Annotated in this window: 1 protein-coding gene; it reads right to left on the bottom strand. The window is 73.8% G+C overall.

Going from position 1 to position 17,661, the window contains the following annotated elements:
* Positions 1-10 precede the first annotated feature (10 nt).
* Positions 11-17,599 carry a non-ribosomal peptide synthase/polyketide synthase gene (locus ACERZO_RS01470; RefSeq protein WP_444843212.1) on the bottom strand — a complete coding sequence of 5,863 codons (17,589 nt, stop codon included), beginning with the start codon at positions 17,597-17,599 and terminating at the stop codon, positions 11-13.
* Positions 17,600-17,661 lie beyond the last annotated feature (62 nt).

Here is a 17,661-nt window from a genome sequence, read left to right as displayed (position 1 = left end):
GGAGCAGTCCTCACGCTTCCTGGTCGAAGGCGAGGCTTTCCAGCTCGCCCAGGATGAGTTCCTCGACGGTCCCGGCCAACCCGGCGACCGTGCGCGCGGTGAGCACATCGGCCGGGGTGAGCCGGACGTCGAACAGCGCGCTGGCCTGTGCGGCGATCTGCAGGCTGCGCAGGGAGTCGCCGCCGAGGGCGTAGAAGCTGTCTTCGGCGCCGACCCGGGTCACGCCGAGCACCTCGGCCCAGATCCCGGCGAGCGCGCGCTCGGTTTCGGTTTCCGGTTCGACGTGCCGGGTTTCCGGCGCGGCGGGGGCGGGCAGCGCGCGGCGGTCGACCTTGCCGTTGGCGCTGACCGGCAGCCGGTCGAGAGCGACGAACGCGGTCGGCACCAGGTAGTCCGGCAGGGTACGAGCCAGGAACTCCCGCAGCGTGGCTTCGTCCACATCGGACACCACGTAGGCAACCAGTTGCTTGGTGCCCGGCTGGTCCTCCCGCACGATGACCGCGGCCTGCGCCACCTCCGGGTGCCGGGCCAGCACGGCCTCGACTTCGCCGGGTTCGACGCGGAACCCTCGCAGCTTGACCTGGTCGTCACGGCGGCCGAGGAACTCGAGAGTGCCTTCGGCGGTCCAGCGGACGAGGTCGCCCGTGCGGTACATCCGCTCCCCCGGCGCACCGAAGGGGTCCGCCACGAACCGGTCCGCGGTGAGGCCGGGCCGGTCCCGGTAGCCGCGCGCCAGGCCCGCGCCGGCGAGGCACAGTTCGCCGGGGACGCCCGGTGGCACCGGCCGCAGGTCCGCGTCGAGGACCCGGGCGTGCACCCCGTCGAGCGGCCGGCCGATCGGGATGCGGTCCGGGACCACGTCGGCCATCGGGTGCGCAGTCGCGAACGTCGTGGTCTCGGTCGGGCCGTAGCCGTCGACGACCCGCAGCCCCGGACACGCGGCCAGCACGCGCCGCACCGAGGTCGCCGGGACGACGTCGCCGCCGGTCCAGACTTCGCGGAGGCCGGAGAAGCAGTCCGGGGTTTCCTGCGCGAGGACGCGGAAGAGCCCGGCGGTGATCCACATCGCGGTCAGGCCGTGCTCGCGCACGAGGTCCCGCAGCGCCGGCGCGTCGACGCCTTCACCGGGGGCGACGACCACCCGGCCGCCGTTCAGCAGCGGCACCCACAGCTCGTACGTCGTGGCGTCGAAGGCCAGCGGCGAGTGCAGCAGAACGCGTTCGTGCTCGCCACCGCGGAACCGCCGGTCGGCGGCCAGCGCGGCGACATCGCGGTGGCGCACCACGACCCCCTTCGGCACCCCGGTGGATCCGGACGTGTACATCACGTACGCCGCCTGGTCGGGATCGACGGCGACCTCGGGGTCCGTGGTGGACTCGTGGTCCACGGAGGACACGAGCACCGTCCGTCCGAGCGGGTACTCCTCGGCCGCGATGACGAACCGGACACCGTCGAGCAGCAGCTTCTGCCGCTCGGCCGGGGCGCGGGTGTCGATCGGCAGGTAGGCGCCGCCCGCCTTGACCACGGCCAGCTCGGCAATCACGGCGTCGGCGCGGCACACCGCGAGCCCGACCGGTTCCTCCGGCCGCAAGCCCAAGCCCACCAGGCGGTTCGCGAGCCGGTTGGCCCGCCGGTTCAGCTCGGCGTAGGTGACCGGGTCACCGTCGAGGACGGCCGCGACGGCGTCCGGCCGGGTGCGGACCTGCTCGGCGAACAGCTCCGGCAGCGACCGGGCCGGGGGCTCGTCGCCGGTCGCCGTCCACTCCGCCAGCAGCCGGGCTTCGGCCGGGGTGGTCATGGTGACCGCGCCGAGGGCCCGATCGCCGTCCGCGGCCAGTTCGCCGAGGACCGTCAGCAGGTGCCCGGCCAGCCGGGACACCGTCGCGGCGTCGAACAGGCCCGGGTCGTAGCCGACGTCGACCGACAGCTCGGCCCCCGGCGACGCCACCACGGTGAGCGGGAAGTTCGTCGTCTCCCGCGCGGACAGGCCGCGCACGGTCAGGCCGTGGCCGGCGGACGCGCCGGTGATCGGGTAGTTCTCGAACACCACCAGGCTGGCGCACAGGTCGACCCCGCCGGGCAGGCCCGCCCAGCCCTGCACTCGCGCGAGGGGCACGTGGCCGTGCCCGCGGGCCTCCGCCTGCGCGGCCTGCAGCCCGGCGAGCCAGTCCGCCACGCGGGCGCGGCGGTCGACGGCGGCCCGGACCGGCAGGGTGTTGATGAAGATGCCGGTGATGTCGTCCACGCCGGGTACCTCGGCAGGCCGGCCCGACGTGGTGGCGCCGAACACGACGTCGTCGCGTCCACTGTAGATCGACAGCAGCAGCGCCCACGCGCCTTGCAGCACGACGTTGTGGGTGAGGCCGTGACGTTTGACGAACGCGTCGAGGCGGGCGGTCGCGGTCTCGTCGAGCTTGACCGGCAGCCATTCGGCCGAGCAGGGCGCGTGGCCCGGGGCCGGCGTCCGGTCGGCGGGCACCGGGGTCGGGCCTTCGATGCCGTCGAGCGCGGTGCGCCAGAAGCGTTCGGCGTCCGCCTGGTCCTGGCGGCCCAGCCACGCGAGGTACTCGCGGAACGGCGGCCGGGCCGGCAGCGGCTGCCCGGCGTAGGCGGTGCAGACGTCCGAGAGCACCTGGAAGACGCTCCAGCCGTCGAGCAGGACGTGGTGGAACGTCCACAGCACCTGGACTTCGGTGGCGGAGAGCCGGGCCAGCGCGACCCGGGCCAGTGGTGCCGTCCCGAGGTCGAGGCCTTCCGCGCGGTCCTCGGCGAGGAGCTTCCGCAGTTCCTCGTCGTGGTCCAGCCCGGTCCAGTCGAGCCGGCGGACCGGCAGGGTGACCCCGTGGTGCACGACCTGGACCGGCTCGGTGACGCCGGCCCAGACGAACGCGGTGCGCAGGATCGGCGTGCGGTCGACGACGAGCTGCCAGGCTTCGGCGAGCCGGTCGAGGTCGGTGACACCGTCGAGCACGAACGTCGCCTGCTCGAAGTACAAGCCCTGGGCCGCTTGGGAAAGCCCGTGGAACACCATGCCGCCCTGCATCGGCGTCACCGGGTAGACGTCCTCGGCGCCCCGGGCGACCAGGTCATCCACTGTGGACTGATCCAGGGACACCAAGGGGAAGTCCGACGGCGTCCGTCCACCCGTGCCGGGTTCGGCGCAGTGCGCAACGATCTCCCGCAGGGCCGTCAGCATCCGCTCGGCGAGGTTTTCGACGGTGCTGCGGTGGTGCACGCCGGCGATGTGCGACCAGGTCAGCTCCAGCTCGCCGCCCACGACCCGGCCGACGACGTCGAGGGCGTGCGTGCGGGGTGCGTCCGGGTCGACGTCGGCGTCGAGCCCGCCGGCGGCGTCGTCGAACCGGCCGAGGTAGTTGAAGCTGACGAGCGGGTCGATCGCGGGCGCCGTGCCGGTCAGGTACCGCAGGGCGCCGTAGCCGATGCCCCGCCGCGGAACCGAGCGCAGCTGCTCCTTGACCGACTTGAGCGCGGTGCCCCAGTCGTCCGGGACGTCCAGGGCGATCGGGAACATCGTGGTGAACCAGCCGACCGTCCGGGAGAGGTCGACGTCGTCGAACAGCTCCTCGCGGCCGTGCCCTTCGAGGTCGACGACCGGGGTGTGCCCGGTCCAGTCCCGCAGCACGCGGCCGAGCGCGGTCAGCAGCACGTCGTTGACCTGCGTCCGGTAGACCTCGGGGACGTCGTGCAGCAGCGCCCGCGTCTCCTCGGCGGTGAGCCGGACGGTGACCTCGCGGCTGTCGGCGATGGTGGCCGGGCCTTCGCCGTCGGCGGGCAGCGGCGGCACCGCGGGCAGCGCGCGCCAGTGGGCCAGTTCGTCGTCGAAGCCGCCGGCCTCCGCGTACTCGGCCAGCTTCCGCGCCCAGGCGAGGAACGACGTCGTCTTCGGCGCGAGGGCCTCACCGCGGTAGGCGGCGTGGAAGTCCTCCAGGAGGATCCGCCACGAGACGCCGTCGACGACCAGGTGGTGCGCGGCCAGCAGCAGCCGCCGTCCGTCGAGGACGGCGTTCAGCAGCGGTCCGCGGCCGAGGTCGAAGGACACCTCGCCGGTGAGCAGTTCGGCGGGCCACACCGGTTCGCCGTGCTGGACCCTGCCCTCGAACCGCAGGCGCAAAGCGTCGTGGTGGGCCCACACCGCTTCGAGCGCACGGCGCACAGCCTGCTCGTCGGCGTCCTCGGCGAACTCGAGGACCACGCGCTGGTCGAACCGCGCGGGCTGGGTCTCGAAGTACCACCGCTGGATCGGCGTCAGCGGTGCTTCGCCGGTGACCGGGCCCTGTTCGGCGCGCGGACCGTGGTCCGCACCCGCGTGCGCCGCGAGCGCGGCCAGGGTCGGGTGGCGGAAGACGTCGTGCGGCAGCAGGGTCAGGCCGGCGCGGCGGGCGCGGGAGACGACCTGGATGCTGAGGATCGAGTCGCCGCCCAGCTCGAAGAAGTTCGTCTCGGCCCCGACGTCCTCGACGCCGAGCACGTCCGTCCAGATCGCGGCCAGTGCCCGCTCGGCCTCGGTCGACGGCGCCCGGTGGGTGCCGGCCGCGGCGAAGTCCGGCGCGGGCAGGGCGTTCCGGTCGAGCTTGCCGTTGACGTTCAAGGGGAAGCGCTCGAGCCGGACGAACGCGGCCGGCACCATGTAGTCCGGCAGCGTCTCCCCGAGGAACTCGGCCAGGTCGCCGGCGTCGCCGGTGAAGTACGCGACCAGGCGCTTGACGCCGTGGTCTTCGCGCGCCACCACCGCGGCCTGGGTGATCCCGGGGTGCGCGGCCAGCGCGGCCTCGATCTCGCCGGGCTCGATCCGGAACCCGCGCACCTTGACCTGCTCGTCGGCGCGGCCGGCGAACTCGAGCGCGCCCTCGCCGGTCCAGCGCGCGAGGTCGCCGGTGCGGTACATCCGCTCCCCCGCCGGCCCGAACGGGTCGGCGAGGAACCGCTCGGCCGTCAGCCCGGGCCGGCCGAGGTACCCGCGTGCCAGCCCTTCCCCGGCGAGGTACAGCTCGCCGGGAGCGCCGGGCGGCACCGGCCGCAGGTCCGGGCCGAGGACGTAGGCACGCATGTTGTCGAGGGGCCGGCCGATCGGGACGACGTCCGGGACCGCGCCGGGCATCGGGTACACGGTCGCGAAGGTCGTGGTTTCGGTGGGGCCGTAGACGTCGGCGACCACGGTGTCCGGGCAGGCTTCCCGGACCCGGCGCAGGGCCGCGGCCGGCACCGCGTCGCCGCCGGTCCACACCTCCCGCATCCCGGCGAACACCGCCGGGGCCTCCTGCGCGACCAGCCGGAACAGCCCGGTCGTGAGGAACGCGCCGGTCACGCCGTGCGTGGTGAGCAGCCGGCCGAGGGTGTCGACGTCGAGGTCGCCCGGCGGCGCGACCACGACCGTGCCGCCGGTGAGCAGCGGCACCCAGAGTTCGTACGTCGAGGCGTCGAACGAGTGCGGCGAGTGCAGCAGCACCCGGTCGTGCGGGCCGAACCGGTGGTCGGCGGCCAGCGCCACGACGTCCCGCCGGCGCACGGCCACGCCCTTCGGCGTGCCGGTCGAACCGGACGTGTACATCACGTACGCGAGGTTGTCCGGGTCCGCGGCGGGCAGCGGCACGTCCGCCGTCCGGTCGTCCGGCCCGACGACGAGTCCATTGTGGATCGCCCGGGCGGTCCAGGCCCAGGTCTCGTCGGCGACGAGGATGGTGACGCCGGCGAGGAGGGTCTTGAGGCGCGGCGCGGGCGCGCGGGTGTCGAGCGGCAGGTAGGCCGCGCCCGCCTTGATGATCGCCAGTTCGGTGACGAGCAGCCGGGACGAGCGTTCCATGAGCACGCCGACCAGGCGTTCGGGCCCGGCGCCGAGCGAGACCAGGTACCGCGCGAGCCGGTCGGCAGCTTCGTCCAGTTCGGCGTAGGTCGTCTCGAAGCCGTCCCCGGTCAGCGCGACGGCGTCCGGGGTGCGCGAGACCTGCGCGGCGAACAACTCCGCCAGATCGCCGTCGGGCAGCGGGTGCGCGGTGGCGTTCCACTCGACCAGCACCTGGTGGCGTTCGGCGTCGCTGAGCAGGTCGACGTCCGCCAAGGGGCGGTTCAGGTCCGCGGCGAAGGCGTCGAGGACGCCGGTCAGCTGCCGGGCGATCCGCTCGGCCGTCTTCGTATCGAACAAGTCCGGGTCGTAGCCGACGTCGAGGGTGATCCGCTCCCCCGGCGAGGCGACCACGCTGAGCGGGTAGTTGGTCGTCTCGGCCGCGTCGACGTCCCGCAACGTCAGGCCGTGCGCGGCCGCGGTGTCGGCCGGGTAGTTCTCGAACACGACGATGCTGTCGAAGAGGCTCCCCGTGCTGCCGCTCCACGCCTGCAGCTTCGTCAGCGGCAGGTGCCCGTACCGGCGCGACTCGACCTGGCGCGCCTGCAGTGCGGCCAGCCAGTCCGCCACCGAGCCGCCCGCGACGGTGACGCGCACGGGCAGGGTGTTGATGAAGATGCCGGTGACGTCGTCGGCGCCGGGCAGCTCGACCGGGCGGCCGGACACCGTGGTGCCGAAGCAGACGTCCGGTTCGCCGCCGAGGCGGGCCAGCAGCAGCGCCCACGCGCCCTGCAGGACGGTGTTCACCGTGAGCCCGGCGCGGCGGGCCGCGTCCCGCAGCCGCTCGGAGTTCTCGAGCGGGATGCGCAGCCACTGCGAGGAACGGGTGGTGTGGGCCTGCGCGGGCACGCGGTCGAAGGGCAGCCGGGCCGGGGCGACGAGGTCGCCGAGTTCCGCTCGCCAGTGCCGTTCGGCCGCCGAGTCGTCCTGGCGGGCCAGCCAGGCCACGTAGTCGCTGAAGGGCGGCCGCTCGGGCAGCTCATCGCCGGCGTAGGCGGCGAAGACATCGGACAGCACGCCGAAGACGCTCCAGCCGTCGAGCAGGACGTGGTGGAACGTCCACAGCACGCGCACTTCGGTGTCGGACAGGCGCGCCAGCACCAGCCGCAGCAACGGCGTTTCGGTGAGGTCGAGGCCGCGGGTGCGGTCGGCGGCGAGGAGGTCCCGCCAGGCCTGGTCCCGCTCGGCCGGGGTGTGGCCGCGCCAGTCGTGGTGGGTGACCGGGACGTCGGTGTGGCGCTGCACGACCTGGACGGGCTCGGGCACGTCCTCCCACACGATCCGCGTCCGCAGCACCGGGGTCCGGTCGACGACCCGCTGCCACGCGCGTTCGAGGGCGGCCGGGTCGCGTACGCCGTCGAGCACGAAGGCGACTTGCTGGAAGTAGACGCGTTCCTCGCTTTGGGACAGCGCGTGGAAGACCATGCCGGACTGCATCGGCGTCAGCGGGTAGACGTCCTCGACCGCGCGCCCGTCGCCGACCAGTTCGTCCAGAGTGGACTGATCGAGCGTCACCAGGGGGAAGTCGGACGGCGTGCGGCCGCCCGCGCCCGGTTCCGCGCAGTGCCGGACGATCTCACGCAGGGCGCCGAGCATCGCGGTGGCGAGCGTGTCCACAGTGGATTTCTGGTGGACACCTTCGGCGTAGTACCAGGTCAGCTCAAGTTCACCGGCTTCGACACGGCCGACGACGTCGAGCAGGTGCGCCCGCGCCGAGCGGGGGCTCTCGTCGGATTCGAGGCGGCCGGAGCCGAACTGCCCGAGGTAGTTGAAGCTCACCTGCGGATCGATCTCCGGGGCCGTGCCGGCCAGGTACCGCAGGGCGCCGTAGCCGATGCCGCGTCGCGGGACCGCGCGCAGCCGCTCCTTGACGGCCTTCAGTGCATCGCCCCAGTCGTCCGGGACGTCCAGGGCCACCGGGAACACGGTGGTGAACCAGCCGACCGTCCTCGACAAGTCGACATCGGCGAACAGGTCTTCGCGGCCGTGGCCTTCGAGGTCGACGACCGGCGTGCGCCCGGTCCAGTCCCGCAGCACGCGGCCGAGCGCGGCCAGCAGCACGTCGTTGACCTGCGTCCGGTAGACGGGCGGAACTTCGCGGAGCAATGCGTTCGTCTCCGGCTCGGGCAGCCGGACGGTGACCGACCGCATCCCGGCGACCGTCGTGTCGCCTTCGCCGTCGACCGGGATCACTGTCGCCTCGGGCAGGCCGCGCCAGTGAGCGAGTTCGTCGTCGAAGCCGCCGGAATCGGCGTGCCCGGTCAAGCGGCCGGCCCACTCGCGGAACGACGTCGTCCGCGGGCCGAGGTCGATCGGCTCACCCCGCAGCGCTTGGTCGTAGGCGCGTTCGAAGTCCTCGATGAGCACGCGCCAGGACACGCCGTCGACCACGAGGTGGTGCACGGCGAGCTTGACGTCGTGTTCGGAGACGTCCAGGCGGACGAGCGGCGTCTCGGCGCCGACCGGGCCGTTCTCCTGGTGCCAGCCGTCTTCGCCGTGGGTGAAGCGCATGCGGAGTGCGTCGTGGTGCGCCAGCAGTGCGTCGACGGCTTGGCGGGCCGCCCGGACGTCCACGGTGTCCGGTCCCAGGTGGACGAACTGGTGGAAGTGGTCCGGCGCGGCGGTCTGCGTCGCGAAGAACCAGCGCTGGATCGGCGTCAACGGCACCGAACCGCTGACCGGGCCGCGCTCGGCGGTTTCGGTGGCGGCACGCGCGGCCGCGGCGAGCGCGGCCGGCGTGCGGTGGGCGAACAGGTCGCCGGGCAGCAGCTCCAGCCCGGCCCGGCGGGCCCGGGACACGACCTGGATGCTGAGGATCGAATCGCCACCGAGGGAGAAGAAGTCGTCGGTCGCGCCGACGCGCTCGACGCCGAGCACCTCGGCCCAGATCTCGGTCACCACGCGCTCGCGGTCGGTGCGTGGGGCCACGTGCTCCCGGCCGCCGAAATCGGGCGCCGGCAACGCGTTCCGGTCGAGCTTGCCGTTGACGTTCACCGGGAACCGGTCCAGCCGGACGAACGCGGCGGGCACCATGTAGTCCGGCAGCGTCCGGCCGAGGAACTCCGCCAGCCCGGCGGTTTCGCCGACGACGTAGGCGACCAGGCGCTTCACGCCGCCGTCCGCGCGAGCCAGCACCGCGGCCTGCACGACGTCCGGGTGCTCGCCCAGCGCCGCCTCGATCTCGCTCGGTTCGACGCGGAAGCCGCGGACCTTCACCTGCTCGTCGACGCGGCCGACGAACTCGAGCGCGCCGTCGCCGGTCCAGCGCACCAGGTCGCCGGTGCGGTACATCCGTTCCCCCGGCGGCCCGAACGGGTCCGCGACGAACCGGTCGGCGGTCAGGCCGGGCCGGCCCAGGTAGCCGCGAGCCAGCCCGGCGCCGGCGATGTGCAGCTCGCCGGGCGCGCCCGGTGGGGCCAGCCGCAGGTCGGCGTCCAGGACGTAGACGCGCGTGTTGTCCAGCGGGGCGCCGATCGGGACGACGTCGGGGATTTCGCCGGGCAGCGGGTGCACGGTCGCGAAGGTCGTGGTCTCGGTGGGGCCGTAGACGTCGGCGACGAGGACGCCGGGGCAGGCGGCCTGGACGCGGCGCAGGGCCGCCGCGGGCACGGCGTCGCCGCCGGTCCAGACCTCGCGCAGCCCGGCGAAGACCTCGGGCGCTTCCTGGGCGACCAGCCGGAACAGCCCGGTGGTGAGGAACGCGCCGGTGACGCCGTGCGTGGTGAGCGCGCGGCCGAGGGTGTGGACGTCGAGGTCGCCGGGCGGGGCGAGGACGACCGTGCCGCCGTTGAGCAGCGGCACCCACAGCTCGTAGGTGGAGGCGTCGAAGGCCTGGGGCGAGTGCAGCAGCACCCGGTCGTGCGCGGCGAACCGCCGGTCCGCGGCCAGCGTGACGACGTCGCGGTGCCGGGCGGCCACGCCCTTGGGCTTGCCCGTCGACCCGGACGTGTAGATGACGTAAGCGAGCTGGTCGGCCTCGACGGCCACGTCCGGCGGCGTTTCCGGCCGGTCGTCCGCACCGGTCACGATGGGTCCACTGTGGACCTCGCGGGCGGTGGCCAGCCAGGTCTCGTCGGTGACCAGCACGTCGGCCTCCGCCTCGGCCAGCAGCAACCGCAGCCGGTCGGCGGGGGCCCGCAGGTCCAGGGGCAGGTACGCGCCACCGGCCTTGAGGATCGCCAGTTCGGCGACGACGAGCGCGGGCGAGCGGTCCATCAGGACGGCGACCCGGTCCTCCGGGCGGACGCCGAGGTCGAGCAGCCGGTGGGCCAGCCGGTTCGCGCGGACGTCGAGTTCGCCGTAGGTGACCGACTCGTCGTCCGTCACCAGCACGACCGCGGCTGGATCGGTGCGAACGCGGGCCTGGAACAGCTCGGGCACGGTCCCCGCCGGCACCGGGACCGCGGTGTCGTTCCGGTCGGCGAGCAGCTGCCGGACCTCGTCGTCCGACAGCATCGGCACGTGCGTCACCGGCTCGTCCGGGGCGGCGACCATGCCCCGGACCAGGGCTTCGAGGTGCGCGGCGAGCCGGGCGGCGACCGCCGGGGCGATGACCGCCGGGTCGTGGGTCAGCACCAGCGACAACCGCCGGCCCGGGTAGGCGACCAGCCCGAGCGGGTAGTTGGTGCGCTCGGCCGCCCGGACGTCCCGCAGCCCGGAGACCTCGTCGACCGGGTAGTTCTCGAACACGACGATGCTGTCGAACAGGCTCCCGCCGCTGCCGCTCCACGTCTGCAGCCGCGGCAGCCCGACGTGCCCGAACCGCCGGGATTCCGCCTGCGCGGCCTGGAGTTCGCGCAGCCAGGCGGCGACGCCGTGGTCCCGGTCGAGCCGGACGCGCACCGGGAGCGTGTTGATGAACAGGCCCGGGATGTCGTCCGCGCCGGGCAGTTCGGCCGGGCGGCCGGACACCGTCGCGCCGAAGCAGACCTCGGGTTCGCCGCTGTAGCGGGACAACAGGGCCGCCCAAGCGCCTTGCACGAGGGTGTTCACGGTCAGCCGGTGGCGGCGGGCGAAGGCGTAGACCGCCGCCGATCCGGCGTCGTCGAGTTCGAGGGGGACGCGGGCGCTCGAGCTGGCCGAGTGGGCGCGTCCCGAGGCACGGTCACCGGGCAGCGAGGTGGGCGTCACGCCGGCGAGTTCGGCGCGCCAGTACGTCTCGGCGAGGGTGTCGTCCTGGCCGGCCAGCCAGGCCGCGTACTCGCGGAACGGCCGTCGCGGAGGCGGTTCCTCGCCGCGCAGCAGCGCGACGACGTCGTTGAGGGTCCCGAAGACGCTCCAGCCGTCGAGCAGGACGTGGTGGAACGTCCAGATCACGCGCACAGTCGTACCGGACAGCCTCGCGATGGCCAGCCGGGCCAGGGGCGCCGTCGTCAGGTCGAGTCCTTCGGCCAGGTCCGCGGCGAGGTACTCGGCTTCGTCGACGACGTAGGCGACCGGGAGTTCGGCGGTGCGCTGGACGATCTGGAGCGGCTCGGGCACGCCGTCCCAGACGATCCGGCTGCGCAGCACCGGCGTCCGGTCGACGATCCGCTGGAACGCTTCGCCGAGCCGGCGCGGGTCGGGGACGTCGTCGAGGGTGAAGGAGATCTGTTCGAAGTAGACGCGTTCGCCGGGCTGGGCCAGGTCGTGGAAGACCATGCCGGCCTGCATCGGCGTGAGCGGGTAGATGTCTTCGACTGCGCGGCCGTCGCCGACCAGTTCGTCCAAAGTGGACTGATCGAGACCCGCGAGGGGGAAGTCGGACGGCGTGCGGCCGCCCGCGCCCGGGTTCGCACAGTGCGCGACGATCGCCCGCAACGCGGCCAGCATGCCCTCCGCCAATCGCTTGACGGTGGCTTCCTCGTGGACGCCTTCGGCGTAGTGCCAGCCGAATTCGAGGGTGTCGCCGTCGACCCGGCCGACGACTTCGAGGAGGTGCGGGCGGCTGTCGCTGGGATCGGCGTCGAGGGACAGCTCGCGGTGCAGCCCGGTGTAGAGGTCGCCGGGCAGGTCGAACTGGCCGAGGTAGTTGAAGCTGATGGGCGGGGTGATCACCGGCGCCGTCCCGGTCAGGTACCGCAGGGCGCCGTAGCCGATGCCGCGCCGCGGAACCGCCCGCAGGTGCTCCTTGGCCGACTTCAGGGCGGCGCCCCAGTCGTCCGGGACGTCGAGCGCGACCGGGAACATGCTGGTGAACCAGCCGACCGTCCGCGAGAGGTCGACGTCGTCGAACAGCTCCTCGCGGCCGTGTCCTTCGAGGTCGATCACCGGAACGTGCCCGGTCCACTCCCCCAGCACGCGGCCGAGGGCGGTCAGCAGCACGTCGTTGACCTGCGTCCGGTAGACCTCGGGCACCTGCCGCAGCAGCGCCCGCGTCTCCTCGGCGGTGAGCCGGACGGTGACCGCGCGGGCCCGGCCGACCGTGTTCGCGCCGTGGCCGTCGACCGGGATCGGGGCCGCCTCGGGCAGGCTCCGCCAGTGGTCCAGTTCGTCGTCGAAGCCGCCCGCTTCGGCGTGCTCGGCGAGCTTCGCGGCCCAGTCGCGGAACGACGTCGTGCGCGGGCCGAGGTCGATCGCTTCGCCGCGGGTGACCTGGTGGTAGGCGCGGTCGAGGTCTTCGAGCAGCAGCCGCCACGACACGCCGTCGACGACCAGGTGGTGCGCGGACAGGTGCAGCACGCGCCGGCCGGGCTCGCCGGACAGCGCCCACCGCAGCATCGAGTGCCCCTCGCCGACGGGGGCGTTGTGCTGCCGCCAGCCGTCGCCGTCAGGTTCGAACCGCAGGCGCAGGGCGTCGTGGTGCTCGGCCAGCGCGGCCAGGGCCGCGGCGAGGGCGACCTCGCCGACGTTCTCCGCGAGCTCGACCGCGATCGCCTGGTCGAACCGGTACGGCACCGCCGCGGTCTCGAAGAACCAGCGCTGGATCGGCGTGAGCGCGACCTCACCGGTCACCGGCCCGCGGTCGGGGCTCGCCGCGGCGTCCCCGATCACCGGGGCGAGCGCCGCGATCGTCTGGTGCCGGAACAGGTCCGCCGTGGTCACGGCGAGACCCGCGCGCCGGGCCCGGGCGCTGACCTGGATGCTGAGGATCGAATCGCCGCCGAGGGCGAAGAAGTTGTCCTCGGCACCGACGCGTTCGACACCGAGCACGTCGGCCCAGATCCCGGCGAGGACGGCTTCCCGCTCGGTGCGCGGCGTCCGGTCCCCGGTGGACTCGAAGCGCGGCTCGGGCAGGGCGCGCCGGTCGACCTTGCCGTTCGGGTTGAGCGGCAACGCGTCCAGGACGACGATCGCCGACGGCACCATGTAGTCCGGCAGCGTGCGACCCACCGCGCGTCGCAGCGTTTCGACATCCACAATGGACTTGTCGACCGGGACGACGTACCCGGCGAGCTGCTTGCGCGCGCCGGTGACCCGGACGGTCACGACAGCCTGTGCGACCCCCGGCTGGGCGGCCAGCACGCGTTCGACCTCGGCGGGTTCGACGCGGAAGCCGCGGATCTTCACCTGGTCGTCGGCGCGGCCGGCGAACTCGAGGGTCCCGTCGGTGCGCCAGCGGCCGCGGTCACCGGTCCGGTACATCCGGTCGCCCGGCGCGCCGAACGGGTCGGCGACGAACCGCTCGGCGGTCGCGCCGGGCCGCGCGAAGTACCCGCGGGCCAGGCCGGCGCCGGCGATGCAGACCTCGCCGAGCGCGCCGCGCGGCACCAGCCGGAGCCGCTCGTCCAAGAGGTAGACACGCATGCCGGCCAGGGGCGTGCCGATCGGGACGGTCTCGGGGACCGCGTCCGCCGACGGCATCGGGAACGACGAGGCGAACGTGGTGGTTTCGGTCGGGCCGTAGCCGTCGACGACCGTGAGCCCCGGGCAGCCGTCGAGCACCCGGCGCGCGGCGGCCGGCGGGACGACGTCGCCGCCGGTCCAGACCTCGCGCAGGCCGGTGAAGCACTCGGGGTCGTCCTCGGCGAAGAGCCGGAAGAGCCCGGCAGTCAGCCACAACGCGGTGATCTTGTGCTCGGCCGTGAGCCGGCGGAGGGTGTCGGCGTCCAGATCGCCGGGTGGCGCGACGACGACGGTGCCGCCGCCCAGCAACGGCACCCACAGCTCGTAGGTCGAGGCGTCGAAGGCGAGCGGCGAGTGCAGCAGCACCCGCTCGTGGGCGCCGCCGGCGAACCGCGGGTCGGCGGCGAGCGCGGCGACGTCCGCATGCCGCACGGCCACACCCTTCGGGACGCCGGTGGACCCGGAGGTGTACTCGACGTAGGCCAGGTTGTGCGGATCGACTGCGATGCCCCTCGCCGTCGTGGGCTCGTCGACGTCCGTGACCACGAACGGGGCCGGGTGGACGTCGGCCGCCGTGTCCTGCCACCGCTCGTCGGTGAGCAGCAACGGGGTGCCGTCGAGGACCAGGCGCATCCGGTCGGCCGGGGCGCGCAGGTCCAGCGGCAGGTAGGCGGCACCGGCCTTGAGGATCGCGAGCACGGCGACGACCTGGGCGGCCGAGCGGTCCATGAGCACGCCGACCCGGTCCTCCGGGCCGACGCCGAGCCGGGCCAGCCGCTGCGCGAGCCGGTCGGCACGGTTCTTCAGTTCGCGGTAGGTCAGCTCTTCGTCGCCGGCCACGGCTGTCGCGTCCGGGTGGCGCGCGGCGCGGCGGTCGAAGAGGTCCGGGACGGTCGCGGTGGCTTCGGTCTCCGCGCTCGGCGGGAGCAGGAAGCGGCGATCCTCGTCGGTGAGCAGCGGGAGGTCGCCCACCGGGCACGCCGGGTCGGCCGCGATGCCGGTCAGCAGCGTCTCCAGGCTGCGCGTGAGGCGTTCGATCGTGGCCGCGTCGAAGAGCGCGGTGGCGTACTCGACGGTGACGCGCAGGCCGTCGGCGTGCGGCCAGAACTCGACGACCAGGTCGAACCGGGCCGACGGGCGCGGCAGGTCGTACTCGCTCACCCGCAGGTCGCCGGCCTCGCGAGGCTGCACGAGCGGGGTCTGCAGGACGACGACGGCCTGCACCAGCGGCGTCCGCGAGGGGTCGCGGTCCGGTTGCACCTCGTCGACGACGCGGTCGAAGGGGACGTCGCCGTGGGCGAACGCCGCCAGTACCGTCTCGCGGAACTCGCCGAGGAAGCCCTCGAACGACCGGTCACCGTCCACAGCGGACCGCAGGACGAGGGTGTTGACGAAGAACCCGGTCAGCGATTCGAGCTCGGCCCGGTCGCGGCCGGCGACCGCGGTGCCGACCGCGATGTCGCGTTGCCCGCTGTAGGCGGCCAGGAGCACCTGCACCGCGGCGGTGAGCGTCATGAAGAGCGTGGCGCCGTGGGAGCGGCCGGCTTCGGCGATCCGGCCGACCAGGTCGGCCGGGAGGTCGTGCCGGTGGACCGCGCCGCCGGTCGTGCGCTGCGGCGGACGCGGCCGGTCCGTCGGCAGGGCGAGTGGTTCGATGCCTTCGAGGGTTTCGCGCCAGTAGCCGAGCTGATCGTCCGAAGTGGACTGGAGCCGCCAGTGCGTGTAGTCGCGGTAGCCCAGGGTCAGCGGCGGCGGGGTCACGCCGCGGTAGAAGTCGAGGAGTTCTTTCGTGAGCACGCCGATCGACCGGCCGTCGGTGACGATGTGGTGCTGGCACAGCAGGAGCAGGTGCTCGCCGGGGCCGAGCGGGAACAGCGTGGCGCGGGTCAGCGGGCCGGCCCGCAGGTCGAACGGCTCGCTCAGCTCGGCTTCGAGTACGTCGTCGTCGGGCGGTTCTTCTTTTGTACGCAGGGGGATCTCGCCGGTGGGCGCGATCTGCTGGACGCCGTCCCCGAACGTCGTCCGGAGTGATTCGTGCCGCGCGCAGAGCGACGACAGTGCGCCGCGCAGGGCGTCGACGTCGAGCGGGCCGGACAGCCGGAGCCCGACGCCGGTGTTGTACTCGGCGCTGCCGCCGGTCAGTTCGTCGAGGAACCACAACCGACGCTGGGCCGGGGACAGCGGGATGACGTCCGATGGTGGGGCGACCGGGATCGCGGCCTCGCCGGGGGCAGCTTTCTCCAGGGTGTTCGCCAATTGGGCCACGGTGGGCGCGTCGAACAGCGTCCGTGCCGACAGAGCGGCACCGAACTCCCGGCGCAGCCGCGAAAGCGCTTGCACCGCCAGGATCGAGTCCCCGCCGAGGGCGAAGAAGTCTTTGTCGACGCCGAGCCGCTCGACGCCCAGCACCTCCGCCAGGACGCCCGCGACGGCACGCTCGGTGTCCGTCCGCGGTTCGATGCCTTCTTCCGGCTCGGCCGACGGCGCGGGCAGGGCCCGTCGGTCGACTTTGCCGTTGCTGCTCAAGGGAAGCGCGTCGAGCACGACGAACGCCGACGGCACCATGTAGTCGGGCAACGCCGCGGCCGCGGCCGCTTCGAGGTCACCCGGCTCCCCCACCACGTAGGCCACCAGGCGCTTGACCCCGGGCCGGTCCTCGCGTGCCACCACGACGACCTCGGCGACGCCGGGAGCGGCGGCGAGCACGGCCTCGATCTCGCCCAGCTCGACGCGGAAGCCGCGGACCTTGACCTGGTCGTCGACCCGGCCCAGGAACTCCAGCTCGCCGTTTTCGGTGCGGCGCACCAGATCGCCGGTGCGGTACATGCGGTCGCCGGGTGCGCCCGCCGGGTCGGCGACGAACTTCTCCGCCGTCGCGCCGGGCCGGGCCCAGTAGCCGCGGGCCAGCCCGGCGCCGGCGAGGTGGAGTTCGCCGGCTTCGCCGTCGGCGACCGGGACGAGGTCGCCGTCCAGGACGTACGCGCGCACGTCGTCGAGCGGCCGGCCGATCGGCACCGCCGCCGGGACCCGGTCCGCCGACGGCAGCCGGTGGGAAGTGGCGAACGTGGTCGTCTCGGTCGGGCCGTAGCCGTCGACGACGGTCAGGCCCGGGCACGCCCGCAGCACGCGCCGCACGGACTCGGCCGGGACGACGTCGCCACCGGTCCAGACCTCGCGCACGCCGCGGAAGCAGTCCGGTGCTTCCTGGGCGACAACGCGGAACAGGCCGGCCGTCAGCCACAGCGCCGTCACGCCGTGTCGCGTGAGGACGGTCCGCAGCGTCTCGACGTCGAGGTCGCCGGGCGGGGCGACCACCACGGTGCCCCCGTTCAGCAGCGGCACCCACAGTTCGTAGGTCGACGCGTCGAAGGCGACCGGCGAGTGCAGCAGCACCCGCTCGTGGGCGCCGCCGGCGAAGCAGCGGTCCGCGGCGAGCGCGACGACGTCCCGGTGCCGGACGGCGACTCCCTTGGGCGTGCCGGTCGAGCCCGACGTGTGCATCAGGTACGCCAGCCGGTCCGGGTCCGCCGGCGACACGACGAATTCCGCGTCCGGCAGCGGTTCCGCCGTGTGCACCGTACGTCCACTGTGGATCGCGGCGGCCCGGTCCGCGTCGTCGGTGACCAGGATCGACACCTCCGCGTCGGCCAGGAGGGTGCGCAGCCGGGTGTCCGGCGCGCGGCCGTCGAGGGGCACGTACGCGCCCCCGGCCGTCACGACGGCCAGCTCGGCGACGACCAGCTCCGCCGACCGGCCGAGCAGGAGCCCGACCCGGTCCTCCGGCCGCAGCCCGAGCCGCACGAGGTGCGCGGCGAGCCGGTCGGCCCGCTCGTGCAGTTCGCCGTAGGTCAGCCGGCTGTTCTCGCCTTCCACGGCGACGGCGCCGGGCGCCGAAAGCGCCCGTGCGGCGAACAGCTCCGCCAGGCCGGCGGTTCTCGGCGCGGTACCGTCCGTTTCGGCCGGCGTGTCTTGCACGGTCATCGTCTTCGCTACCTTCCGGGCACGACAGGGGAACCCGCCGCTGCGGGCGGGGAGGG

The organism is Amycolatopsis kentuckyensis, from assembly GCF_041679295.1.
GTDB classification, from domain to species: domain Bacteria; phylum Actinomycetota; class Actinomycetes; order Mycobacteriales; family Pseudonocardiaceae; genus Amycolatopsis; species Amycolatopsis kentuckyensis_A.
This window is presented reverse-complemented; position numbering and strand designations above follow the sequence as displayed.